Source organism: Achromobacter aegrifaciens (assembly GCF_902859735.1).
GTDB classification, from domain to species: domain Bacteria; phylum Pseudomonadota; class Gammaproteobacteria; order Burkholderiales; family Burkholderiaceae_B; genus Achromobacter; species Achromobacter aegrifaciens.
Genome location: NZ_CADIJY010000016.1, coordinates 1 through 21,710, shown reverse-complemented (window position 1 = coordinate 21,710; position 21,710 = coordinate 1). Strand labels below are relative to the sequence as shown.

Annotated in this window: 26 protein-coding genes; 18 read left to right on the top strand and 8 right to left on the bottom strand. The window is 66.8% G+C overall.

From position 1 onward, the window contains the following. The first annotated feature begins 23 nt into the window (after nt 1-23). Entirely contained in the window at nt 24-617 is a 594-nt protein-coding gene (locus HV766_RS26540; protein ID WP_054458225.1) for a BPSL1445 family SYLF domain-containing lipoprotein, read from the top strand. A gap of 68 nt (nt 618-685) precedes the next feature. Here HV766_RS26540 and HV766_RS26535 read toward each other — a convergent pair whose 3' ends face one another. Both HV766_RS26535 and HV766_RS26530 read right to left on the bottom strand, forming a co-directional pair. Further along, a complete protein-coding gene (locus HV766_RS26535; protein WP_054458224.1) occupies nt 686-919 on the bottom strand; it encodes a hypothetical protein in 234 nt (77 codons plus the stop codon). A 100-nt stretch (nt 920-1,019) separates the two neighbouring features. After that, nucleotides 1,020-1,490, bottom strand: a complete 471-nt coding sequence (locus tag HV766_RS26530) for an Lrp/AsnC family transcriptional regulator (protein ID WP_006226939.1) — start codon at nt 1,488-1,490, stop codon at nt 1,020-1,022. Between the two features lie 160 nt (nt 1,491-1,650). Here HV766_RS26530 and HV766_RS26525 point away from each other — a divergent pair, with 160 nt between their 5' ends. The 6 genes from HV766_RS26525 (at nt 1,651) to HV766_RS26500 (ending at nt 5,819) form a co-directional block, all read left to right on the top strand. After that, complete coding sequence (locus HV766_RS26525) at nt 1,651-2,562, top strand: DMT family transporter (RefSeq protein WP_054458223.1); 912 nt, start codon at nt 1,651-1,653, stop codon at nt 2,560-2,562. A 98-nt stretch (nt 2,563-2,660) separates the two neighbouring features. Beyond that, nucleotides 2,661-3,407, top strand: coding sequence for a sulfite exporter TauE/SafE family protein (locus HV766_RS26520; RefSeq protein ID WP_054458222.1), 747 nt, complete (start codon nt 2,661-2,663; stop codon nt 3,405-3,407). Nucleotides 3,408-3,478: 71 nt separating this feature from the next. Beyond that, nucleotides 3,479-3,703: a hypothetical protein gene (locus HV766_RS26515; RefSeq protein ID WP_054458221.1), complete on the top strand. Its 225-nt coding sequence runs from the start codon at nt 3,479-3,481 to the stop codon at nt 3,701-3,703. Between the two features lie 329 nt (nt 3,704-4,032). Beyond that, nucleotides 4,033-4,245 (top strand): hypothetical protein, encoded by a 213-nt coding sequence (locus HV766_RS26510; protein ID WP_008159938.1) that lies wholly within the window; start codon nt 4,033-4,035, stop codon nt 4,243-4,245. A gap of 148 nt (nt 4,246-4,393) precedes the next feature. Next, on the top strand, nt 4,394-5,500 hold the full coding sequence (locus HV766_RS26505; RefSeq protein ID WP_175182131.1) for an AGE family epimerase/isomerase: 1,107 nt from the start codon (nt 4,394-4,396) through the stop codon (nt 5,498-5,500). 103 nt (nt 5,501-5,603) lie between these two features. Next, complete coding sequence (locus HV766_RS26500; RefSeq protein WP_042792993.1) at nt 5,604-5,819, top strand: hypothetical protein; 216 nt, start codon at nt 5,604-5,606, stop codon at nt 5,817-5,819. Nucleotides 5,820-5,946: 127 nt separating this feature from the next. Here the strand turns inward: HV766_RS26500 and HV766_RS26495 are convergent, their stop codons facing one another. Next, nucleotides 5,947-6,879 (bottom strand): LysR substrate-binding domain-containing protein, encoded by a 933-nt coding sequence (locus HV766_RS26495; protein WP_175182130.1) that lies wholly within the window; start codon nt 6,877-6,879, stop codon nt 5,947-5,949. 113 nt (nt 6,880-6,992) lie between these two features. Here HV766_RS26495 and HV766_RS26490 point away from each other — a divergent pair, with 113 nt between their 5' ends. From HV766_RS26490 to HV766_RS26455, 8 genes are all read left to right on the top strand, one after another. Next, nucleotides 6,993-7,982, top strand: a complete 990-nt coding sequence (locus HV766_RS26490) for a Bug family tripartite tricarboxylate transporter substrate binding protein (protein ID WP_054458219.1) — start codon at nt 6,993-6,995, stop codon at nt 7,980-7,982. A gap of 2 nt (nt 7,983-7,984) precedes the next feature. Next, on the top strand, nt 7,985-8,854 hold the full coding sequence (locus HV766_RS26485; RefSeq protein WP_119451640.1) for an N-formylglutamate amidohydrolase: 870 nt from the start codon (nt 7,985-7,987) through the stop codon (nt 8,852-8,854). A gap of 71 nt (nt 8,855-8,925) precedes the next feature. Further along, entirely contained in the window at nt 8,926-9,252 is a 327-nt protein-coding gene (locus HV766_RS26480; RefSeq protein WP_175160932.1) for a hypothetical protein, read from the top strand. Nucleotides 9,253-9,382: 130 nt separating this feature from the next. Then, nucleotides 9,383-10,414, top strand: a complete 1,032-nt coding sequence (locus tag HV766_RS26475; RefSeq protein WP_054458216.1) for an ABC transporter substrate-binding protein — start codon at nt 9,383-9,385, stop codon at nt 10,412-10,414. Beyond that, on the top strand, nt 10,401-11,417 hold the full coding sequence (locus HV766_RS26470; RefSeq protein ID WP_175182129.1) for an ABC transporter permease: 1,017 nt from the start codon (nt 10,401-10,403) through the stop codon (nt 11,415-11,417). Before HV766_RS26475 ends, HV766_RS26470 begins: the two co-directional genes overlap by 14 nt. Next, complete coding sequence (locus HV766_RS26465) at nt 11,411-12,202, top strand: ABC transporter ATP-binding protein (protein ID WP_119451643.1); 792 nt, start codon at nt 11,411-11,413, stop codon at nt 12,200-12,202. Before HV766_RS26470 ends, HV766_RS26465 begins: the two co-directional genes overlap by 7 nt. Continuing rightward, entirely contained in the window at nt 12,199-13,374 is a 1,176-nt protein-coding gene (locus HV766_RS26460) for a c-type cytochrome (RefSeq protein WP_254593364.1), read from the top strand. The genes HV766_RS26465 and HV766_RS26460 overlap by 4 nt, the downstream gene beginning before the upstream one ends. Before the next feature lie 48 nt (nt 13,375-13,422). Continuing rightward, nucleotides 13,423-13,956 (top strand): OsmC family protein, encoded by a 534-nt coding sequence (locus HV766_RS26455; RefSeq protein ID WP_054458213.1) that lies wholly within the window; start codon nt 13,423-13,425, stop codon nt 13,954-13,956. Nucleotides 13,957-13,965: 9 nt separating this feature from the next. Here HV766_RS26455 and HV766_RS26450 read toward each other — a convergent pair whose 3' ends face one another. Next, the gene (locus HV766_RS26450) at nt 13,966-14,808 is read right to left on the bottom strand and encodes a LysR family transcriptional regulator (protein WP_054458212.1); all 843 of its coding nucleotides are present in this window, start codon (nt 14,806-14,808) and stop codon (nt 13,966-13,968) included. 107 nt (nt 14,809-14,915) lie between these two features. Between HV766_RS26450 and HV766_RS26445 the strand changes: the two genes are divergently transcribed. Beyond that, complete coding sequence (locus HV766_RS26445; protein ID WP_054458211.1) at nt 14,916-15,899, top strand: bile acid:sodium symporter family protein; 984 nt, start codon at nt 14,916-14,918, stop codon at nt 15,897-15,899. A 24-nt stretch (nt 15,900-15,923) separates the two neighbouring features. Here the strand turns inward: HV766_RS26445 and HV766_RS26440 are convergent, their stop codons facing one another. Both HV766_RS26440 and HV766_RS26435 read right to left on the bottom strand, forming a co-directional pair. Then, entirely contained in the window at nt 15,924-16,313 is a 390-nt protein-coding gene (locus HV766_RS26440; RefSeq protein ID WP_054458210.1) for a Rieske (2Fe-2S) protein, read from the bottom strand. 51 nt (nt 16,314-16,364) lie between these two features. Beyond that, complete coding sequence (locus tag HV766_RS26435; RefSeq protein WP_054458296.1) at nt 16,365-18,170, bottom strand: ABCB family ABC transporter ATP-binding protein/permease; 1,806 nt, start codon at nt 18,168-18,170, stop codon at nt 16,365-16,367. Nucleotides 18,171-18,506: 336 nt separating this feature from the next. Here HV766_RS26435 and HV766_RS26430 point away from each other — a divergent pair, with 336 nt between their 5' ends. Beyond that, on the top strand, nt 18,507-19,334 hold the full coding sequence (locus HV766_RS26430) for an aldo/keto reductase (RefSeq protein WP_054458209.1): 828 nt from the start codon (nt 18,507-18,509) through the stop codon (nt 19,332-19,334). Between the two features lie 33 nt (nt 19,335-19,367). Here the strand turns inward: HV766_RS26430 and HV766_RS26425 are convergent, their stop codons facing one another. After that, complete coding sequence (locus tag HV766_RS26425) at nt 19,368-19,553, bottom strand: hypothetical protein (RefSeq protein ID WP_054458208.1); 186 nt, start codon at nt 19,551-19,553, stop codon at nt 19,368-19,370. After that, complete coding sequence (locus HV766_RS26420; RefSeq protein ID WP_054458207.1) at nt 19,550-20,725, bottom strand: PepSY-associated TM helix domain-containing protein; 1,176 nt, start codon at nt 20,723-20,725, stop codon at nt 19,550-19,552. The genes HV766_RS26425 and HV766_RS26420 overlap by 4 nt, the downstream gene beginning before the upstream one ends. 178 nt (nt 20,726-20,903) lie before the next feature. On the opposite strand from HV766_RS26420, the gene HV766_RS26415 reads away from it, so the two are divergent. After that, a complete protein-coding gene (locus tag HV766_RS26415; protein ID WP_054458206.1) occupies nt 20,904-21,617 on the top strand; it encodes a metallophosphoesterase in 714 nt (237 codons plus the stop codon). The last annotated feature ends 93 nt before the right edge of the window (nt 21,618-21,710 follow it).

Here is a 21,710-nt window from a genome sequence, read left to right as displayed (position 1 = left end):
TGACAACAACAAAGGAGAGTTCCATGTTTGATACTTTTCCTGTCTTGCGTCGTGTCGGCCTGGCCGCCGCGGCGATCGGCGTGGCCGGCCTGATGTTCACGGGTTGCACCACCAACAGTTCCAAGTCAGAGGCCACCGCGACCGAACAGCGCCAATCGTTGAACAGTGCGGCCGACGCCACCTTGGGCAAGCTCTATCAAGCGTCGCCGCAGTCCAGGGAACTGGTCGCCCGCGCCCGAGGCGTGCTGATTTTTCCTGATGTGTTGAGCGGCAGCTTCATCATCGGGGCCGAGCATGGCAAGGGCGTGCTGCGCGTGGGCAGTTCCACCGCCGGCTACTACAGCACCACGGCGGGTTCCGTCGGCTTCCAGGCGGGGGCGCAGTCCAAGGCGATGGTGCTGTTGTTCATGACGGATGAGGCGCTTGCCAAGTTCCGCAACAGCAGCGGCTGGACCGTGGGCGCCGATGCGACGGTTGCGGTTGTCAATGTGGGCGCCAACGGCCGCATCGACACCAACACGGCACAACAACCCATCGTCGGCTTCGTGATGAACAACGGCGGCCTGATGGCAGGCGTGTCCCTGGCCGGTACTAAGATCTCCAAACTGAATCTTTGAACGGGCCTGCCAAGCAAAACGCCGCGGATGTTCTCCGCGGCGTTTTGCTTGGCGCGTCTGCCGGCGCTTCAGCCCATGAGCGTGTCGCCGTTGTTGCGCACCGAGCTCTCGCGCTGCATTTCGGCGGCTTCGATGTCCGGGTCCAGGCCGCGCCAGCGTCTGATCCGGCCGCGATCCTGTTCGGGCTCCCAGCCGAGCAGGCCGTAGCGCGTGATTTCGGTTTGACCCGTTTCGAATTCCACTTCGAAGTAGCCCTGACGATCGGGTAGCGTGCCGCCGGGGAACCAGTCGGTTTCAGGCATGGTGTTCTCCTTGCTAGGCGATGGGAGGGGCGCCGGCGCGGGGCGCGGCGCTTTCATTGTGGAGGGGTGCCACGGATCCCGCAAGTTGCCGCCGCGGGCTTCACGCGAGCGGGACGGCGGTGGTGTACAGCACCTGCTTCAAGGCGAAGCTGGAACGGATGCTGGCGACGCCCGGGATGCGGGTGATGTGTTCGACGATCAGCCGCTCCAGCGCGTCCACGTCAGGCACCAGGGCGCGTATCAGGTAGTCGGCATCGCCCGACATGAGGTAGCACTCCATGATTTCCGGCAGGACCGCGATTTCGCGTTCGAACACGTCCAGCGCCGCCTTGCGCTGCTTGTCCAGCGAGATCTGGATGAATACGTTGACCTTCAGGCCCAGCTTGCGCGCGTTGAGCAGCGTGACGCGGCGGTCGATCAGGCCCTCGGTTTCGAGCCGGCGCACGCGCGCCAGACAGGGAGAGGCGGACAGGTTCACGCGCGCGGCGAGTTCGACATTGGTCAGCCGCGCATCGCGCTGGAGTTCGTTGAGGATACGGATGTCGGTGGCATCCAGGTTGATTTCCGGCATAAGTCACCCAGTTACGGTCATTCAGCAATTCATCTGTGCTGAGTATGACGGGTATCTCCCTTGAATGCAGTGAAATATGCTGGGGTTAACCCTATAGACTATTCCATCGTTTGGCAATTGTGCCAAAGCGCGGAATATTCAAGCAGTAGATTGGGCAGTAATGAGTCAGCAGAGCACGTTGGGCAGGTTTTTGCCGCTGGTCGGTGCGGTCGCCATCTGGGGCGGCAATTGGCCCGTCATGAAGCTGGGGCTGACGCACATGAGCCCGCTGTGGCTGGCCGCCAGCCGGTTCGGCTCGGCCGCGCTGATCAGCGCGCTGGTGCTGGGCATGCTGGGCCGCCTGCGCCTGCCGACGCGGCAGGAAATGCCGCTGGTGGCGGGTGTGGCGCTGCTGCAGATGGGGGCGTTCACGGCGCTGGCGCTATGGGCGATGCAATACGTGGCGCCGGGACGCGCGTCCGTGATCGCCTACGCCACTTCCATCTGGGTGATTCCCCTGTCCTCGCTGATCCTGAAGGAGCGCCTGTCGATGGCGCAATGGCTGGCGACGGGGCTGAGCTATGCCGGCATCGCCGTCATCGTCGCGCCCGCGTTCAGCCCTTGGCAGGCGCACACCGTGGTCGGCCTGGCCATGTTGCTGGGTGCGTCCTTTGCGTGGGCCTGCAATATCATCCAGCTGCGCGGCTACCGGCATATCCGCCTGGGCGCGGACATGATTCCCTGGCAGACCGCCATCGCGGCGCTGCCGCTGGCCGCGCTGGCGTGGATGCGCGATGGCGCGCCCGTTTTCCTGGCGCAGCCCGAGGCATGGCCCGTGATCCTGTACACCGGTCCGCTGGCTACCGCGCTGACCTTCATCGTGGTGCTGGGCATGACGCAGAAGATGCCGCCGGTGGCGACCTCGATCGCCATGCTGTGCGTGCCGGTGATCGGGCTGATCGTGTCGTCGCTGGTGTTCCAGGAGCGCATCTCGGCCGACCTGGCGCTGGGCTTGGCCCTGATCGGCGCCAGCGTGGCGGCGTCGGCGGCGGCGACGCGCCTGAAGCGGCCGCTGGCGCTGCGGGCTTCCTAGCCCGTCAGTACGCCGCAGGCGCGAAACCGGCCATCGGCGCGTTCTAGAATGTCGAGCGCCGGAACCGTTCCGGCTTCTCTTGCAGGCGTGCGGCGGGTATGGATTCCTTATATGTGCTGGTCGCGGCGGGCGCCATGGCCGCCGGTTTCGTGCAGGGCCTCTCGGGCTTCGGCTTCGGCATGGTGGCCATGTCGTTCTGGGCCTGGACGATAGATCCCAAACTCGCTGCTGCGATGGTGGTGTTCGGCTCGCTGACCGGCCAGTTGCTGGCCGCGTTCACGATGCGCCGCGGATTCACGATGGCGCACCTGCTGCCCTTCGTGGCGGGCGGATTGCTGGGGATTCCGCTGGGCGTCAAGCTGCTGCCCTATCTGGATCCGCTGATGTTCAAGGCGCTGGTCGGCGGACTGCTGGCGGTCTGGTGTCCGGTGATGCTGTTCGCGACGCGCTTGCCGCCTATCACGGCGGGTGGACGATGGGCCGACGGCGTGGTGGGCGCGATGGGCGGCGTCATGGGCGGCATAGGCGGCTTCACCGGCGTCATTCCGACTTTGTGGTGCACCTTGCGTCGCTTTGACCGCGACGTGCAGCGCGCGGTGATCCAGAACTTCAACCTGTCGATGTTGGTCGTGACGATGGCGAGCTATGTCTACACCGGCGTGGTGACGCGCGACATGCTGCCGCTCTTTGCGGTGATCGTGCCGGCGATGCTGGTGCCGACCTTGTGGGGCACGCGCGTCTACGTGGGCATCAGCGACGTTGCGTTTCGCCGCATCGTGCTGGGCCTGCTGACCGTTTCGGGCGTGGCGCTGCTGGCGTCGTCCTTGCCCAAGCTGCTTGCCTAGCGACTTTTACAGGTCGCCAGGGCGGGGCATGGCAACATGCTATCGTTGGGTATTCAAGAGAGAATCACCGCATGGCATTGCACCGTTTCGAGAAAGGCGAGTTGGGACATTGGCTGCGCATCGTGGCCGACAATTGCGAGCCCGGCGCTGCCCAGACTGAAGTGCCCGCCCACGTGGCGCAGGCGCTGGAGACGTTGCGTTGCATTGCAGCCGACGCCGACGGCCGCTGGCTGATCACCGAGAAGGGCAAGCTCGCCCTGCGCATGGAAGAGCCGGGCGCCATCCATTTGCGCTAACCCGCAAAATCCAATTATGTCGACAGCAGGCGCGGCCCGGGGCCGCCCTCCGCGTTTCGCCGCGTCTTGACCGTTTGGCGCGGGGATTTCCACACAATTTGCGAATGTTTTCGCAGTATTTCGCGAGTTCGCGACCAATAGGGCCGTGCTACGGGAATTTCCTGAGACGGAATGCGCGATTTGGCTGCTTTTCGACGTATCGCGACCCACGAGTCGCCAGTAAGATGAACTTGCGTGACGTTTGCAGGTCTATTCATTTGCGCGGGGATTCTGCCCCCGCAACGTCACGCGTGGTTCACGCGTTTAGGTAACCGACTGGGAGGTAGCACATGCAGCATCGTGACCAGGAAGTTCTGATCGACGTTTCCACAGCGGCCATGGATACCGGCGGATATGGCGTACTGCTGACGGTTACGGCCGAGGGCGGCACCGAAGTGGATGCCGCGTTTTCCCACTTGGGCAACTGCGCTTCGTTGGACGAAGCACGCGATCGCGCGGAAGTATTCGCGCAGAACTGGGTAGAGGAAAACATCTTCCGATAGGGCGCCACGCCCTGGACGGAGCTGATCGGCGGGACCGGTCTGTGTGAGCATGACGCTTCGGAGAATACTCAAAGGTTTGCGACGAAAATTTCGGTTATCGTTGCTGCTCCAAAATCTGGGGCCCTCATTGGGTATGCGCCGTTCCAAGATGACTGCCGCACAGACCAACTCTTCACTTGCGGAACACATCCGCGCATTCCGCGACCATTTTGATTCCGTTGTCCTGCCCCTTTGGATGGGGCAGGGTTTCAATGGCGCGCTGGGTCTGCCTTATGAATCGCTGGACGCGGCGACGGGCGTCGCGCTGCCGGTCGAGCGCTACCGCGCCATGGCTTGCGCGCGCCAGCTCTACGTTTTTTCGGAAGCGCCGGGCGACGCTGCGGGCGCGCATGCAGATGTGCTGTTCGAATCGCTGCGGCGCGTGTTCCGCGACGAGCTTCACGGAGGCTGGCGCTATAGCGTGGACGCCGCGGCGCATCCGCTCGATGACACGCAGGACCTGTACACCCACGCGTTCATCGTGCTGGCCTGCGCCGCCTATTTCCGCCGCAGCCGCAATGCCGATGCGCGCAAGCTCATGCTGTCGACTTCCTCGACCATCGAAGCGCGCTTCAAGACCGCCGACGGGCTGTATCACGCGGCGCTCAGCGCCGACCTGAGCCAGCCTCTGCGCGCGCCCGCGCAGAATCCCATGATGCATCTGACCGAGGCCTACCTGGCCGCAGCCCAGGTCGCGGAGCCGGCGCTGTACGCGCAGCGCCTGCGCGGCCTGGCGCAAGGCATCAGCCATTTCTTCGTGCATGCGGCCTCGCAGTGCATCGCGGAAGAGCGGCAAGGCTCGGCCGGCAACCGGCTGGAGCCCGGGCATCAGTTCGAGTGGCTGTCGCTGGTGCAAGGCTCGGCCGAGGTTTTCGACGGCCTGGAGCTGACGGAGTCGCTGCCCCGCGCTGTGCGCTGGTCGCGCCGCCATGGTGTGGACGCGGGCGGAGTGGTGGCGTCGCTGGACGAGTCCGGCGCCGTGATCGACGATACGCGTCGGATCTGGGCGCAGACCGAGTACCTGCGGGTGCTCGGCGTGCTGGGCGACCTGCCCGCGCTGGAGGCCGGCCTGTCCATGTTCCGCGCGCGTTTCCTGCACCCCGGCGGCTGGTACGAATGCCTGGACGCGGAAGGAGCGGTGGTGCGCAATGACATGCCGTCGACCTCTCCGTATCACCTGGCAACCTGCCTGGCGGCCCTGCCCACTGTTGTTTAATTGTGGCGTTAACAATATTTTTTGGATTTAGGGGCCTGATTCGATAGAAAAGTATTGGTGGAATCCCTTACAATTTAGTTACTAAAATTGTAGGGAAGCACCAATGAGCGTTATGTGCCTGGCTTGCCAACGCATTAACCCCGGGCTTGCAGGCGTTGCGCCGCATGCCCATCTGGGACACCAGGGGTTCACCAATCCCACGCAGAAAGGCCGTGAAGAAAGCCGTGAAGACCATTTCCGCTGCCTGAATTGCGGCGCGAAATGGCTGCGCGAGACCGACAAATGGGGCGTGGACCTCGGGTTCAAGCTCGCACCCTGAGCATTTTCGACCGCGCCGGCAGCATGGCGCAGACCCCCGCAGCGGGCTCCAGATCGGGAGTCCGTTTTCATTTTGTAGTATTCCCGCGCAGGACGCCGGCAACGGGTTGTGTCCGCAGGCTAGGCGCTCAGGCTGGGCTGGCGGCGATTACGTCGGGGTCCTGCCCGGCGGTTTCCAGCAGCCATCGCCGGAAACAAGCCAGCGCGTAATGGTCGCGGCGCTGGGCCGGGGCGCATAGATGGTAGCCACGGTCGATGCGGATGGGCAGGTCGGGAAACGGGGCCACCACGCGTCCGGCCTGCAGGTCGTCGCGGACCAGGCAGCGCTGCAGCACGGCGATGCCCATGTCGGCCATGACGGCGCGAACCAGGATGGAAACCTGGTCAAAGCCATTGGACAGCTGGACCGAGGCGCGCGGCACGCCGGCGGCGGCCAGCCACTGCGCCCAGTTGTCCATGCCATTCGAGTGATACAGCAGCGGTTCCCCGAGCAGGCCGGCTGGCGTGTCCCAGAGTCCCTGCGCGCGCCGGGCCGCCAGACGGGCGGGGTGGCAGATCACGACCAACTCGCGCCCGATCACGTAGTCCACCTGCCAGCCCGGCCATTGCTCCGGCATGCCGGACAGGATGCTGGCATCGGGCGTCTCACCCGAAAAATCTTCGTTGCGGCGGTAGGCCGCGAAGCTGAGCTGGATATCCGGATGGCGCGCATGAAAGTCGGACAGGCGGGGCACCAGCCAGGCGCTGGCCAGCGTCGGCACCGTCGACAGCGTCAGGCGCAGGCGACGGTCATTGGCGCGCAATCCGGCGCTGAGCGACTCGATCTGCTGCAGCGGGCCTAGCGTGCCGTCGTACAGGCGGCGTCCGGTTTCAGTCAGGGTCAGGCCATGGGCGTTGCGATGCATCAGCGGCTGGCCGAAATGCGCTTCCAGTCGGGAAATGGCGCGGCTGACGGCGCCCTGGGTGACGCACAAGACCTCCGCGGCGCGGGTGAAGCTGCCCAGGCGTGCCGCCGTCACGAAGGCGTGCAGTTCGGACATGGAGGGCGAGTGCAGTCGCATCTAGCATGACCATTGGTAATGAAGCCGTGCAATATAGTCGTTTGAAAGGGGATCGTAAAGTTCGGACACTGGCGGCCTTGTCGACTGACCTTCAACTTTCGGAGTCATCCCCCATGTCCCGCCGCCTCCTGGGCCGGTCCGCGCGCTTCGCGCTCGCCGGCATGTTCGCCACGTTGTCCTTTGCCGGCATCGCCCAAGCTGCCGACTATCCCGCCCGCCCCATCAAGCTGGTGGTGCCGTTCGCCGCTGGCGGTTCGACCGACATCGTGGCGCGCCTGGTGGCCGAGTACGCCGGCCGCGACCTGAAGCAGACCATCGTGGTCGAGAACAAGGCCGGCGCCGGCGGTTCCATGGGCATGGAGCAGGTGGCCCGCGCCACGCCCGACGGCTACACCATCGGCATGGCCACGATGAGCACGCACGGCTCGAACCCGGCTGTGTTCCGCAAGATGAACTACGACCCGGTGAAGGACTTCGTGCCGGTGGCCAACGTGGTTGCCGTGCCCAGCATCTTCGCGATCAATCCGGGCCTGCCGGCCAAGAACATGGCCGAGTTCGTGGCCCTGGCCAAGAAACAGCCGGAGCGCTATAGCTTCGCCTCGCCGGGCGTGGGCTCGCTGGGCCATGTGAACATCGAGAACTTCATGATGCTGTCCGGCATCAAGCTGCTGCACGTGCCGTACCGCGGCGCGGGTCCGGCGTTGAATGACGTGATGGGCGGGCAGGTGGACGCGATCACCGACAACCTGTCCTCGACCCTGCCGCAGGTGCAGGGCGGCAAGCTGCGCGCGCTGGCCGTGCTGGGCGCCGAACGCTCGCCGCTGTTGCCCGACGTGCCGACCTACATCGAGCTGGGGTACCCCGACATGGGTACGGGCGGCTGGTTCGGCCTGGTGGCGCCCGCCGGCACCCCGCCGGCCGTGATCGAACGCCTGAACAAGGCAGTGCGCGCGGCCCAGGACGATCCGGAATTCCGCAAGAAGGCCGAGGAAGTGGGTGGTACGCTGGTGCGCACCACGCCCCAGGAATTCGAGGCGCAGATCCAGCAGGCCCTGGCGCGCTACGCCAAGGTCGCCAAGACTGCCAATATTCAGGCTGATTGACGATGACCCACGCCGACTTCGACGCTGTTTCCGTACACGAGCCCACGGGCCCGGGCTTGCCGCTGGTTTGCGATTCGCCGCATAGCGGCGAGCGCTATCCCGACGACTTCGGCGCCGCGGCCACCCTGGCGCAATTGCGCCAGGGCGAGGACACGCACGTGGACGCGTTGTGGTCGGCGGCGCCGGCCCTGGGCGCGACGCTGATCGCCGCGAACTTTCCGCGCGTCTATATCGATCCCAACCGCACGCTGCAGGACCTGGACCCGGAGCTGCTGGCGCAACCCTGGCCCGAGCCGCTGGACCCGGGCGAGAAGACCCGCCTGGGCAAGGGTTTGATCTGGCGCAGGATGGACAGGTCCACGCCGATCTACGACCGCAAGCTCACGCTGGCCGAAGTGCGCCACCGCATCCAGGCGTATTACGAGCCCTACCACGCGGCGCTGTCGCAGGCGATCCAGCAGGTGCGGCAGCGTTTTGGCGCGGTCTGGCACCTGAACCTGCACTCCATGCCCAACGACGCCTACGAGCGCCTGGGCCGCAAGAGCGAGCATCCGCTGGCGGACTTTGTGCTGGGCGACCGCGACGGCACCACCTGCGAGCCGGAGTTCATCGCCCTGATCGAGACCGCTTTGCGCGGCAAGGGCTACACCGTGGCGCGCAACGACCCCTACAAAGGCGTGCAGTTGATCGCGCAGATCGGCCAGCCGGCCTTGAATCGGCACAGCTTGCAGGTGGAGATCCGCCGTCCGCTGTACATGGACGAAGCTACGCGCGAGCGCAACGCCGGCTTCGCGCCGCTGCAGGCGGACCTGTCCGACGTGCTGGCCCAGGTGGCGGCCTACGTGCGTGCGCGCCAGGCGGCGCTGGCTTAAGTTTTCCCGCGGCGGGCCGTAGTCGGTAACAAGGAACCGCGCTTTTTTGGGCGCGGCCACACGGAACCGCAATGGCTGAGAAGATCATCAACGGATTTTCGGTGCTCGCGTACGCGACCCAACCCGAGGGGCGCGTGCCGCCGCGCGCTTTCATCGAAACGCGGCGGTTGCCGAAGAAAAAGAGCCAGGCCGAACGGGACGCGCAAGCGGCAGCCCAGGCCGATGCGCCACCGGATGACGCCGTGCAGCAGGAAGCCGAGCCCGACACCCAGGCTTTCGAGATCTTCATCAGCCGACGCTTCCGCAGCACGGTCGAGGCCATGTCGGCCGCGCGCAACGCGCTGGACCGCGTCAAGCAGGTCGACGAGGACGGCGTTCCGGACCACTTGCCCGAATAGTCCAGCCCCTGGGCGGCCATGCGTCGCCCATATTGTTATCCCGACTTTGTATTTGTCTAACCCCTGAGCGCAGGTCGATGATGCCGCATGGCAATCATCGCCATTCACAGTCTGCTCAAAAGGAAGGTTGATGAATACGAACGTCCATTCCCGCGCCATCTCCACGCGGGGAATTTCGCGCCGTGCGCTGCTGCGCGCGGCAGGCGCCGCAGGCCTTGCGGCGCCGCTGGGCATGCTGGGCTCGCGCGTGCTGGCCGCCAACGCCGCACCGCGCACGTTCAAGATCGCATGGAGCCAGACCGCAGTCTGCCAATCGCCCGTGTCGGTGGCGCTGGAGCGCGGCTTCTTCGACAAGTACAACCTCAAGGTCGAACGCATCAACTTCAGCGGCTCCACCGACCAGCTGCTGGAGGCGATCGCCACCGGCCACGCCGATGGCGGCATCGGCATGGCGCTGCGTTGGTTGAAGCCGCTGGAGCAGGGCTTCGACGTCAAGCTGGCGGTGGGCACGCATGGCGGCTGCATGCGCTTGCTGACGGCGCAGGATTCGCCGATCAAGAGCGTCAACGACCTGAAGGGACGCCGCGTGGCCGTGTCGGACCAGGCCAGTCCGGTGAAGAACTTCTTCGCGATCCGCGTGGCGCAGCTGGGTATCGATCCCGAATCCGTGGACTGGCGCCAGTACCCGCAGGACCTGTTCGGCGAAGTCCTGCGCAAGGGCGAGGTCGACGCCATTGCGGGTGACGATCCGCTGATCTACACGCTGCGCGAGGACAACAAGCTGCGAGAGATCGCCACCAACATCGAGGGCGATTACGAGAACCGAACCTGCTGCGTGCTGGGCCTGCGCGGCGATCTGGTGCGCAAGGATCCAGAGGCCGCCGCGGCCATTGCGCGTGCGGTGATCGACGCGCAGCGCTGGACGGCTTCCAACCCGGACGAGACCGCGCGCATCTTCGCGCCGTATGTGCCCGGCAAGGTGCCGGCCGAACGCGTGGCCGCGATCCTGCGCAGCCATAGCCATGGCCATGCCTCGACGGGCGCCGCGTTGCGCGAAGAGATCGTGGGCTACGCCCGGGACCTGAAGACGATCAAGGTGCTGAGCGCGGGCCTGGACGTCAACAAATACGCGCAAGTGGTGGTGCCCAATGTCCTCGGCTGACGTATTGCACGCCCTGGCCGCGGGCGTGAATCCGCCCGCGCGCGACTGGCGCTTGTGGAAAACCGGTATCGCCGCCGCCGCGCTGTGGGCGGGCGTGGGCGGCGTGACGCTGGCATGGCCGAACGTCGAGGTGGGCTTCTCGTCCTGGGGCTACACGCGCGAATTCGGCGCGGCGGCCTTGGCGCTGGCGCTGCTGCTGTTACTGGCGGCGGCGCCGGGGGCGGGGCAGTTGCGCGCCGTGCGCGCCTTGCACCGCGCCGGCCCCTGGCTCGCGGCCCTGGCCGTGGCGGTGGGCGCCTGGGAGATCGCGACGGCCAAGCTGGCGCTGCTGCCCAGCCCGTTCTTCGCGCCGCCGCAGTCGCTGATCGAAGTCTACGTCTCCGACTACAAGCGGCTGGCCGACAGTCTGGCGAATTCGCTTTGGCTGCTGGCCAACGGCTTTCTGCTGGGCGCGGCCGCGGGTTTCCTGACCGGGGTCGCGATCGGCTGGTCGCGCGGCCTGGGCTATTGGGTGCATCCGGTGCTGCGCTTCCTGGGGCCGGTGCCTTCCACGGCCTTGCTGCCTATGGCGTTCTTCTTCTTTCCGTCGAGCTGGTCGGCAGCGGTCTTCCTGATCGCCCTGGCCACCTGGTTTCCGGTCACGGTGCTGACCTGGTCGGGCGTGGCGGGCGTCAACCGGGCCTACTACGACGTGGCGCGCACCATGGGCGCCAATGAGTGGTTCCTGGTGCTGCGCGTGGCGATTCCGGCGGCCTTGCCGCAGGTCTTCGTGGGCCTGTTCATGGGCCTGGGCGCCTCGTTTTCGGTGCTGGTGGCGGCCGAGATGATGGGCGTGAAGTCCGGGCTGGGCTGGTACCTGTCATGGGCCCAGGGCTGGGCGTCCTACGCCAACATGTACGGCGCGCTGATCGTGATGGCGCTGGTGTTCTCGGGCCTCATCACCTTGCTGTTCCTGGGGCGCGACCGCCTCCTGGCCTGGCAGAAGGGAGTCGTGAAATGGTAGCGGCAGCGGTGCCTGACAAGCGGGATGCGGCCGGCGCCGCATTGGCCGTGCGCGGCGTGAACCATCACTTCGACCTGGACGGCGCGCAACTGCCGGTGCTGGACGGCATAGACCTGGACGTGAAGCCGGGCGAGTTCGTGGCGCTGCTGGGACCCAGCGGCTGCGGCAAGTCCACGCTGCTGCGCCTGGTGGCGGGCCTGGAGCCGCCCGCCGCGGGCGGCCTGCTGGCGGACGGCGAGCCGATCACGGGGCCTTCGCCTTCGCGCATCGTGGTGTTCCAGGACCCCACGCTATATCCGTGGCGCACGGTCTGGGACAACGTGGCCCTGGGACTGCAGGCGCGCGGGCTGTTGAAGACGCAGCGCAGCCGGGTGGACGAGGCCTTGCAGCGCGTGGGCCTGAAGGCGTTCAGCCAGGCCTATCCGCATCAGCTGTCCGGCGGCATGGCGCAGCGCGCCGCGCTGGCGCGGGCGCTGGTCAACGATCCGCGCATCCTGATCCTGGACGAGCCGCTGGGCAAGCTGGACTCGCTGACCCGCATCGCCATGCAGTCCGAACTGGTGGACCTGTGGCAACGCGAAGGCTACACGGCCTTGCTGGTCACGCACGATGTGGAGGAGGCGCTGTTCATGGCCACGCGCATCGTGGTGCTGAGCGAGCGGCCGGCGCGGATCAAGGACGAAATCGTCAACGACCTGCCGTACCCCAGGCATCGCGGCGATCCGCGCCTGGCCGCGTTGCGCCATCGCGCGCTGGCCTTGTTGGGGCTGGATGCGACGTGGTGAGCATCGTGCAACGCCGGCCGGCGGATGCCGCTGGCGCGGCGCGGTGGGCCCGGCGGCGCATGGCGGCGCTGTTGACGGTCGGCTTGGCCGCATTGGCGTTGGCCCTGGGCGCCGCGGTCTGGCGCTCGCTGGGCCAGGCTCCGGCATTGGCGTATTGGCCATTCGCGTGGCGCTACGACCCGGACCTGCCCGTCAGCCCGCACACGTGGCGCCAGCTTTGGCTGGCGCTGGCGCAGTCGGCGGCGGCGCTGGCGTTGCTGTGCGGCGCGCTGTTCGCCAAGCGCCGCCGGCTGGCATGGCTGGGCGCCGCCGTCGCGCTGGCGCTGCTGGCTGACTGGCCGAACCCGCGGATGTTGCTGGTCGAGGCGCACAGTTCTTCCTATCAGCGGTCGCCGTTGCCGTTTTCCGATGCCAATCTGTTGCAGGGCGGACGGCTGTACCAGGCGCATTGCGCCGCATGCCACGGCGCGGCGGCAGATGGGCGGGGCGAGCGCGCCGCCAGCCTGCCGGTGTGGCCCAGCGTGCTGGGACCGGCCCTGTTCCAGAACAGGCTCGAAGGCGAGCTGCACTGGCGCATCGCGCAGGGCGGCCAGGAACCGGCGGCCAACCCCGCGATGCCGGCGTTTGGCGCAATGCTGAACACGGAAGAGATCTGGCAGGTGCTGGACTATCTGCGCCTGCGGGCCTATGGCGTCAGCGGCGGCAGCGGTATGCCGGCGGTCGCCGCACCCGTCGTGGCGCTTGCCTGCCGCGACGGCCGGGCGACGCGGCTCAGCGGCTTGCGCGGCTTGCCCCTGCGTGTGATGGCCTACGCGCAGGGCGCGGCCGAGGAACCGCAGGATCCACGCCTGCTCACCGTGGCGCTGACGCGTGGCCACACACAGCGCGTAGACGCGGATTGCGTGGCGGCAGGCGTAGAGGCCTGGAACGCCTATGCGCTGGCAGCCGGCGTGTCGCCTGACGAGCTGGCGGGCGCGCAGTTCATGGTCGACCGCCAAGGCTGGCTGCGTGCGCGCCGCCTGCCGGGCGCGGCTCCGGCGTGGACCAGCGCGGACGATGTCTGTGGGCCGGGAGGACGGATGGAGGGAGCGACGGCCCGCGGGCTGGGCCAACTATTGCAGGCGATGGATCGTGCGCCCATCGCCATTCCGGATATGCGCCGCGAACATTGACTGCGGCGCTTGCCCAAGCACATATCAACCCCAAGCGAGGTCTGCAACATGAGTACGTTGAACGAATACCTGGGCCAGAAACGCGAGGCCGTGCTGGCGCGCAACGCGCGCGATCCGCACACCGTGACGCCGGTGAAATTGCGCGCACAGGTCAGCGCCGAAGGCCGCAGCGGCGTGCGCCGAATCCGGATCCGAGATCACCAGGTGGTCAGCGACAGTCCCGCGGATTTCGCGGGCTATGACCTGGGACCGAGTTCGCCCGAGCTGCTGCTGGGATCGCTGGGCAGTTGCCTGACGCATATCTTCCTGATCAAGGCGGCCGAACTCGAATTGCCGCTGGAGTCGCTGCAGGTGGAGATCGAAGGCGACCTGGACCCGCGCGGCGGCAAGCCGGGCTATGAGCAGGTGCCGTTCTTTCCGCACAACATCCGCTATACCGCGCACATCGTGTCGCCGGCCGACGAGAGCGCGGTGCGCGCCGTGCATGAGGCGGTGGAGCAATGGTGCCCGATCCTGAACCTGCTCAAGCAGCCGCAGCCGCTGGAAGGCCGCGTGCAGCACACCCGCTCGGCGGCGCAATAAGCAAAGGCCTCAAGTCAGCGTGCTGCGCATCAGGATCTCGGTCAGCGCGCGCGTGGGCTTGTTGGGCGCGGGCGCCGAGATCACGATGAATTCCACCTGCGGCAGCGCGGGCAGTTGCGCGGCGCCTGCTGGCGCGGCAAGGCCGAGCGTGGACAGGTGCGAAGGCTGCACCGTGATGCCCAGGCCGGCGCGGGCGGCCGCCTGGCAGCCCGCATAGCTGGTGCTGGTGCAGACGATCTGCCAACTGCGGCCGGCGCGGGCCAGCGCGTCCAGCGTCAGGCCACGGGTCACGCTGGGTTCGCGCAGCAGGATCAGCGGCAGCGGTTCGTCCGGCGCCACCCGCAGGCCTTCCTTGGCCTGCCACAGCAGGGCTTCCTTGTGCAGGGTCTGGCCGCGGCGGTCGCCCTTGCGGCGCTTGCCTATCATGACGTCCAGGCCGTTGTCGTCCAGCAGCTTGTAGAGCTCGCTGGTGACGCCGATGGTCAGGTCCAGTTCGACCTCCGGGTGGGCCAGCCGGAAGGCGGCCAGCACGTCGGGCAGAGGTCCCATTGCCAGATCGTCCGAGGTGCCCAGGCGCACGCGCCCGCGCAGGCGCGGCGCGTCGAACAGGCGCTCGGCCCGCTCGTGCGCGTCCAGGATGATCTGCGCATGCACCAGCAGGCTGCGGCCGTCGCTGGTGAGTGCGAGCGAATGCGTGTCGCGCTGGAACAGACGCCGGTTCAAGGCCTGTTCCAGCTGGCGGATGTGTTCGCTGACCGTGGGCTGGGTCAGGCCCAGGCGCCGGGCGGTCTCGGTGAAGCTGGGCGCGGCGGCGGCCGCGGCGAAGGTCTTGAGCCACAAGGGATTGAGCATGGCGGCCTGATCATAGGAAAGTCCGATGACAGTTAAAGTACCCAGTGGGCTTCACGATGGCAAGCGCCGTGCCTATAGTTTCCGCAATCCCTACGGAAATCTTTGCCATGCGCCGCTTCCTGCCCGACCAATTCACGCTCATCCTGATCGCCACGGTGGTCTTCGCCAGCTTTTTCCCTGCCGTGGGCAAGGGCGCGGCGTTCATGACCGTGGCCAGCAACATCGCCATTTCGCTGCTGTTCTTTCTGCACGGCGCCAGGCTGTCGACGGACGCCATCGTGGCTGGCGTGAAGGACGTGCGCCTGCACGCGCTGATCCTGGCTTGCACCTTCCTGCTGTTTCCGGCGCTGGGGCTGGGCCTGCGGGCGCTGTTTCCCGGCCTGTTGACGCCTTCGCTGTGGCTGGGCGTGCTGTTCGTCTGCACCCTGTCTTCCACCGTGCAGTCGTCTATCGCCTTTACCTCCATGGCGCGCGGCAACGTACCGGGCGCGATCTGCGCGGCCACGGCTTCCAACCTGCTGGGCACCGTGCTGACGCCGCTGCTGGTGGCGGTGCTGCTGCACCGCCAGGGCGGAGGCCACGGGCTGGCCGACGCCGGCCGCATCCTGCTGCAGCTGCTGCTGCCGTTCGCGGTGGGCAGCCTGCTGCGGCCCTGGATCGGCGCCTGGGCCCAGCGCAACAACCGCACGCTGTCGAAAGTGGACCGCAGCTCCATCCTGCTGGCCGTCTACACGGCGTTCAGCGAGGCGGTGGCGCAGGGTATCTGGCACGCGTTCCCGGCCATCGACCTGGCGTCCATGGTGCTGGTGAACGCCTTGCTGCTGGGAACGGTGCTGCTGGTCACGACCTGGGGCAGCCGCAAGCTGGGGCTGTCCAAGGAAAACGAGATCACGCTGGTGTTCTGCGGCTCGAAGAAGTCGCTGGCCTCGGGCATTCCGCTGGCCACGGTGCTGTTCGGCACCTCGCAGATGGGCGTGGTAGTGCTGCCGCTGATGATCTTCCATCAGATGCAGCTGATGGTCTGCGCGGTGCTGGCGCGCCGCTACGCGGAGCGGCAGGCGCCGGCTGAAGCGGCGGCGGCGCGGGCTTGAAGTCTCTTGCTTGAGCGTAGCCCCCTAGGCGGGCGTATCTTCCAAAGGGCGGATCTTGCCGGCCGGCTGCCAGTAGACCGCGCCCTCGCGTTCCTCGACCGTCAGCACGGTCAGGCGGCCGTTCTTACAGGGGCCGCCCACGCATAGCCCGGTGTCCGGCTGGTAGGTGGCGCCGTGGCGCGCGCACATGATCAGGTCGCCGGCGCGGGTGAAGAAGCTGCCTTCCCAATCCAGTTCCACGCCCACGTGGGCGCAGCGGTTCAGATAGCCGTGCACGCGGTCCTGGTAGCGCACGAAGAAGGCCGTGGTGCGGCCGGCGGCATCTGACACGGGGATCTTCACGCCCAGGCCGCCGTTGGCGAGGTCGGAGGAAGCGCAGACGCGGACGGCGGGGACGGGGGCTGAATCCTGCATGGTGGGCCTGGAAATCAAAGGGTGCGATGTTCGGACAGGGGCGCGGGCTTGTCAATCCGGCGAGCCGGTCAGGGCGCTTTGCTGCTGGCGGGCCCACATGCCGGCGTAGATGCCGTCCTGCGCCAGCAGTTGGGCATGGCGGCCGCGCTCGACGATGCGGCCTTCGGCCAGCACGATGATCTCGTCCGCGTCCGCCACGGTGGACAGGCGGTGGGCGATGATCAGCGTGCTGCGGCCCTGGCTGACTTCTCGCAGATTGGCCTGGATTTCGCGTTCGGTGTGGGTGTCCAGAGCGCTGGTGGCTTCGTCGAACAGGAAGATGGGCGGGTTCTTCAGGATGGTCCGGGCGATCGCCACGCGCTGCTTCTCGCCGCCGGACAGCTTCAACCCGCGTTCGCCCACCATGGTCTGGTAGCCGTCCGGCATGGCCATGATCAGATCGTGGATGTGGGCCAGGCGCGCCGCCGCCTGGATCTCTTCCTCGCTGGCGCCGGGGCGGCCGTAACCGATGTTGTAGAGGATGGTGTCATTGAACAGCACGGTGTCCTGCGGCACGACGCCGATCGCGGCGCGCAGGCTGGACTGCGTCACGTTGCGCACGTCCTGGCCGTCGATGAGGATCGCGCCGCCGTCGGCGTCGTAGAAGCGGAACAGCAGGCGCGCGATGGTCGATTTCCCGGCGCCGGACGTACCGACGACGGCCACGGTCCTGCCGGCGGGGATGGTGAAGCTGACGCCCTTCAGGATGGGGCGGCGCGCGTCGTAGCCGAAATGCACGTCGCGGAACTCCACCGCGCCGCCCGCCACGCGCAGGGGCTGGGCATCGGGCCGGTCGGCCACCTCGCGGTCCTGTCCCAGCAGTTCGAACATGCGCTCCATGTCGATGATGGCCTGCTTGATTTCGCGGTAGACGAAGCCGAAGAAGCTCAGCGGCTGGTACAGCTGCAGCAGGTAGGTGTTGACCAGCACGAAATCGCCCAGCGTGTAGCGGCCTTCGGCGATGCCGGTGGCGGCCATCCACATGACCAGGGTCAGGCCCACCGAGATGATGGCGGCCTGGCCGATGTTGAGGATGGACAGGCTGACCTGGCTGCGCACGGCGGCGCGTTCATAGCGCTTTAGCGACGCGTCGTAGCGGCGCGCTTCGTGTTCCTCGTTGCCGAAGTATTTGACCGTTTCGTAGTTCAGCAGGCTCTCGATGGCTTTGGTGTTGGCCTCGGAGTCGGTTTCGTTCATCTGGCGCCGGAACTTGGCGCGCCATTCCGTGACCAGCAGCGTGTACGCCATGTACAGCGTGACGGTGGCGCCCGTGGCCAGCGCCAGCCAGATGTCGAACATCTTCCACAGCACCACGCAGACCAGCCCGATTTCGAAGAAGGTCGGCAGGATGCTGAAAAGCAGGAACGACAGCAGGGTCTGGATGCCCTTGGTGCCGCGCTCGATGGCGCGGTTCAGGCCGCCGGTCTGGCGCGTCAGGTGAAAGCGCAGCGCCAGCGCATGCAGGTGGCGAAAGACCTGCAGGCCGACCGCGCGGATGGCGTGCTGCCCGACGCGCGCGAAGATGGCGTCGCGCAGTTCCGAGAACAGCAGCGAAAGCACCCGGGCCGTGCCATAGGCCAGGATCAGGCCCAGCGGCACGGTGACGGAACCCGGGGCGCCCTGGCCCAGCTCGTCGATGGCGTGCTTGTACAGCAGGGGGACATAGACCGTGGCCACCTTGGCCGCGAACAGGCACAGCAGGGCCGCGATCACCCGCGTTTTCAGGCCCGTCTCGCCGGGCGGCCAGAGATAGGGAAAGAGCGTGCGCAGGGTGGAAAAGCCGCCGCGGCGCTCGGGCCGCGTGTCAGGAGCGTTCATGGTCTTGGGGGGATGCATGGGCCGTCGGGCCGTCGGAAGCGCATTATCGGCCACAGGCTGCAATTCTGCCGCAGCACCGCGCCCAGGGGCGGAAACGCCTGCTTTGGCAGAGGGGATTCAGGGATTTTGCGGCTCTGGGGGTAATATCGGCCTCACGACCCCTGGGATGTGTAGACCTCTCCCGGGGGTTTTCAATCCGGCATGGTGACTCGGGCGCAGCCTGGCGGGCCCGTTCTTTACTGTCTCAACCAAGGATGAAGCCTGGCTGCCCCTTGGTTGCGCGACCCGGCGCATATTCGCCGCGCGGACGTCGCGTCGCAAGCTACGGAGGGTCTTATGGCGAAAGTACCGGCAATGCAATTGAACGACGGCGGCAAGATTCCCCAGCTGGGCCTGGGCGTCTGGCAGGTGCCGAACGATCAGGCCGCCGCAAGCGTGAAAGAGGCGCTGGCGGCAGGCTACCGCTCGGTGGACACTGCGGCCATCTACGGCAACGAGGCTGGCGTGGGCGCGGGCTTGCGCGCGGCCGGCGTGGCGCGCAAGGATCTGTACGTCACGACCAAGCTCTGGAACGACAGGCACGGCTACGACGAGGCCCATAAAGCCATGGACGAGAGCCTCGAAAAGCTGGGCCTGGCCTACGTGGACCTGTACCTGATCCACTGGCCCGTGGCCGGCAGCACGAAGTTCCTGGACGCCTGGAAGGCCATGGTCGAAATGAAGGAAGACGGCCGCGCGCGCTCGATCGGCGTGTCCAACTTCACCCAGGCCAACCTGGAGCGGCTGCTCGACGCGTCCGGCGTGACGCCGGCCGTGAACCAGGTCGAACTGCACCCAGGCTTCACGCAGCAGGCGCTGCGGGCCTTCCACGCCAAGCACGGCATCGCGACGGAGTCATGGAGCCCCTTGGCCCAGGGCGGCGTGGCCAAGGACAAGGTCATCCTGGAGCTGGCCAGGAAGCACGGCAAGTCGCCCGCCCAGGTGACGCTGCGCTGGCATCTGCAGCACGATCTGATCGTGATCCCGAAGTCGGTGACGCCCGCCCGCATCCGCGAGAACATCGACGTCTTTGACTTCGAGCTGTCGGCGGCCGACATGGCCGCCATCGACGGCATCAAGGAAGGCGCGCGCCTGGGGCCGGACCCCGAGACCTTCGGCAAATAATGCCGCACGCCGGCACGGAACTGGCGGTCGCGCCTAGCGCTGCAGCGGGAATACCCAGTAGCGCACGATGACCGCCAGCAGGATGGCCAGGGCGATCCAGGACGCCCAGTGCCAGCCTCCCGTGCCCAGCAACGCGGCCAGCAGGCCGAACACGCTGAGCACGCCCAGCAGGATCGGCGCGCCCCAGACAAACATGAAACCACGGGCCGTCTTGCTCATGCGGGAGTCCTTTTCGGGATGGCGGCGGCCTGGTGCTTGCGCACGAGTTCGGCGATGCGCGCCTCGGTGGCGCGGCGGCGGGCCAGCCAGAGATAGAGGCCGCTGACCAGCACGATGATGGTAATGACGTCCAGCAGCGCCCAGATGATCTTCAGCGGCATGCCGCCGTAATCGCCGAAATGCAGCGGCCGCGACAGCTCCAGCGCGGTCAGGTACCAGGGCATCTTGGCCACGGTGGTCAGTTCGCCGGTCTTGCCGTCCACCAGCACGGGCGTGTTCAGCTTGGAGGTGAGCGGCGTGTCGCCGCGCATCCAGGTGATGTAGTGGTGGGGACTGCCGAAGGCATTGCCGGGAAAGGCGATGAACGACACCTCGTTGCCGGGCAGGGCCTTCCTGGCCGTGTCGGCGGCGCCCTGGGCCGAGGCCAGCTCGGTGGGTACGTTCTGGCCCTTGTAGGGTTCCAGGATGCGCACCAGTTCGGTGGACTGCCACAGGCGGAACAGCGGCGTGGAGAGTTCGTTGATCACGCCGGTCACGCCCACCACGAAGGCCCAGACCAGCGTCACGATGCCCAGCAGGTTATGCAGATCCAGCCACTTCAGGCGCGTGGAGCGGGAGGCGCGCACCGTGCCGAATTCCAGCTTTTTCATGAAGGGGCCGTAGAGCACCACGCCGGACACGATTGCGACGCAGAACAGCAGCCCCATGAATCCCAGGAACAACTCGCCGGGCAGGCCCGCGAACAGGTCCACGTGCAGCGCCAGCATGATGCCCATGAAGGAAAACTTGTCCTCCGTGTACAGCGGACCGTCCAGCAGCACGTCGCCGGTGCGCGCGTCCATGCGCACGGCGTGGCCGGACACCTGGCCGTCGCCGGGCGTTTTCGCCATGCCCACATAGACCTGAGGTTCGTCGGGATCGAAGAACAGATAGTCGACGACCTCGCCCGGATACATGGCGCGGGCGCTGTCGACCAGCTTGTCCAGGTTGGCGCGCGGGGTCGAGGCAGGCACGTCGGACAATGGCTTGCCGTCGTCGAGCCAGTGTTCGATCTCGTGGTGGAACACCAGCGGCAAGCCGGTAAGACAGATGACGAGCAGGAAGATCGTGCAGACCAGGCTGGTCCATTTATGGACCAGATACCAGGTTTTGATGGTGGACGCGGCAGTCATGGGGGAGGGCGGGGCCCTTGCAGGCGCGGATTGGGGAAAACTGAATATTATCGCGAATAATATCGATTCTCGTAACCAAATTTTGACCACGGCGCGGCAAAGGGGGACAGACGGGGCGGCGCCAAAGCGGGTTAAAAAGAGGGATCGAGCATCAACCAGTGGTAGTCCCCGGATCATCATGGAGCAGCGTTTTCTCAAAGTCCCGCGCAACGAGCTAGGCCGCGATTTCGCGGTGGGCGATCTGCATGGGCATTTTTCCCGCCTGCAGGAAAGCCTGGACGAGCTGGGCTTCGACCCGTCCCGGGACCGCCTGTTTTCGGTCGGCGACCTGGTGGACCGGGGGCCGGAAAGCGAGGCCGCGCTGGAGTGGCTGGCGCGGCCGTGGTTTCACGCGGTTCAGGGCAATCACGAGGATTACGCGATCCGCCACGTGCGCACGGGGCAGGTGGACGTGGATAACTGGCGCGGCTATGGCGGCGGCTGGTTCCTGGACCTGCCTTCTGATCGCCAGCAGGTCTTTGCCGAGGCTTTCGCGCAATTGCCCATCGCCATCGAGGTCGAAACGCTGGACGGCGCCGTGGGGCTGCTGCACGCGGATTGCCCGGTGCTGTTCTGGCCGCGGCTGGAATCCGCCTTGCAGGACCGCTACCGGCGCACCAGCGCCGCCTGCCAGTGGTCGCGCGACCGCCTGCGGCAGATGGACCGCACCGGCATCCGCGGGGTGCGGGCAGTGGTGGCCGGGCACACGCCGGTGCCGGCGCCGCTGCTGCTGGGCAACGTCTACCACATCGATACCGAGGGCTGGAAATCCGGCTACTTCACCTTCCTGGACCTGGAATCCCTGCGGGCCTGGCCACGCGAGGTCGTGACCGAACTCGCGGAGCAGGAATAGCCAGGCCTGGATTCCCGGCGGCCGGCGCCGGCCGCGGTCAGAGCGGCCGGGCGGCCACCGGTCCGGCGCCGCTGACGGCGCTGGCGCGGGCGG

Excerpts from the sequence above, each read along its gene's own strand:
- HV766_RS26540 (WP_054458225.1), top strand. The coding sequence starts at position 24 with ATGTTTGATACTTTTCCTGTCTTGCGTCGTGTCGGCCTGGCCGCCGCG.
- HV766_RS26535 (WP_054458224.1), bottom strand. The coding sequence starts at position 919 with ATGCCTGAAACCGACTGGTTCCCCGGCGGCACGCTACCCGATCGTCAG.
- HV766_RS26530 (WP_006226939.1), bottom strand. The coding sequence starts at position 1,490 with ATGCCGGAAATCAACCTGGATGCCACCGACATCCGTATCCTCAACGAA.
- HV766_RS26525 (WP_054458223.1), top strand. The coding sequence starts at position 1,651 with ATGAGTCAGCAGAGCACGTTGGGCAGGTTTTTGCCGCTGGTCGGTGCG.
- HV766_RS26520 (WP_054458222.1), top strand. The coding sequence starts at position 2,661 with ATGGATTCCTTATATGTGCTGGTCGCGGCGGGCGCCATGGCCGCCGGT.
- HV766_RS26515 (WP_054458221.1), top strand. The coding sequence starts at position 3,479 with ATGGCATTGCACCGTTTCGAGAAAGGCGAGTTGGGACATTGGCTGCGC.
- HV766_RS26510 (WP_008159938.1), top strand. The coding sequence starts at position 4,033 with ATGCAGCATCGTGACCAGGAAGTTCTGATCGACGTTTCCACAGCGGCC.
- HV766_RS26505 (WP_175182131.1), top strand. The coding sequence starts at position 4,394 with ATGACTGCCGCACAGACCAACTCTTCACTTGCGGAACACATCCGCGCA.
- HV766_RS26500 (WP_042792993.1), top strand. The coding sequence starts at position 5,604 with ATGAGCGTTATGTGCCTGGCTTGCCAACGCATTAACCCCGGGCTTGCA.
- HV766_RS26495 (WP_175182130.1), bottom strand. The coding sequence starts at position 6,879 with ATGCGACTGCACTCGCCCTCCATGTCCGAACTGCACGCCTTCGTGACG.
- HV766_RS26490 (WP_054458219.1), top strand. The coding sequence starts at position 6,993 with ATGTCCCGCCGCCTCCTGGGCCGGTCCGCGCGCTTCGCGCTCGCCGGC.
- HV766_RS26485 (WP_119451640.1), top strand. The coding sequence starts at position 7,985 with ATGACCCACGCCGACTTCGACGCTGTTTCCGTACACGAGCCCACGGGC.
- HV766_RS26480 (WP_175160932.1), top strand. The coding sequence starts at position 8,926 with ATGGCTGAGAAGATCATCAACGGATTTTCGGTGCTCGCGTACGCGACC.
- HV766_RS26475 (WP_054458216.1), top strand. The coding sequence starts at position 9,383 with ATGAATACGAACGTCCATTCCCGCGCCATCTCCACGCGGGGAATTTCG.
- HV766_RS26470 (WP_175182129.1), top strand. The coding sequence starts at position 10,401 with ATGTCCTCGGCTGACGTATTGCACGCCCTGGCCGCGGGCGTGAATCCG.
- HV766_RS26465 (WP_119451643.1), top strand. The coding sequence starts at position 11,411 with ATGGTAGCGGCAGCGGTGCCTGACAAGCGGGATGCGGCCGGCGCCGCA.
- HV766_RS26455 (WP_054458213.1), top strand. The coding sequence starts at position 13,423 with ATGAGTACGTTGAACGAATACCTGGGCCAGAAACGCGAGGCCGTGCTG.
- HV766_RS26450 (WP_054458212.1), bottom strand. The coding sequence starts at position 14,808 with ATGCTCAATCCCTTGTGGCTCAAGACCTTCGCCGCGGCCGCCGCCGCG.
- HV766_RS26445 (WP_054458211.1), top strand. The coding sequence starts at position 14,916 with ATGCGCCGCTTCCTGCCCGACCAATTCACGCTCATCCTGATCGCCACG.
- HV766_RS26440 (WP_054458210.1), bottom strand. The coding sequence starts at position 16,313 with ATGCAGGATTCAGCCCCCGTCCCCGCCGTCCGCGTCTGCGCTTCCTCC.
- HV766_RS26435 (WP_054458296.1), bottom strand. The coding sequence starts at position 18,170 with ATGAACGCTCCTGACACGCGGCCCGAGCGCCGCGGCGGCTTTTCCACC.
- HV766_RS26430 (WP_054458209.1), top strand. The coding sequence starts at position 18,507 with ATGGCGAAAGTACCGGCAATGCAATTGAACGACGGCGGCAAGATTCCC.
- HV766_RS26425 (WP_054458208.1), bottom strand. The coding sequence starts at position 19,553 with ATGAGCAAGACGGCCCGTGGTTTCATGTTTGTCTGGGGCGCGCCGATC.
- HV766_RS26420 (WP_054458207.1), bottom strand. The coding sequence starts at position 20,725 with ATGACTGCCGCGTCCACCATCAAAACCTGGTATCTGGTCCATAAATGG.
- HV766_RS26415 (WP_054458206.1), top strand. The coding sequence starts at position 20,904 with ATGGAGCAGCGTTTTCTCAAAGTCCCGCGCAACGAGCTAGGCCGCGAT.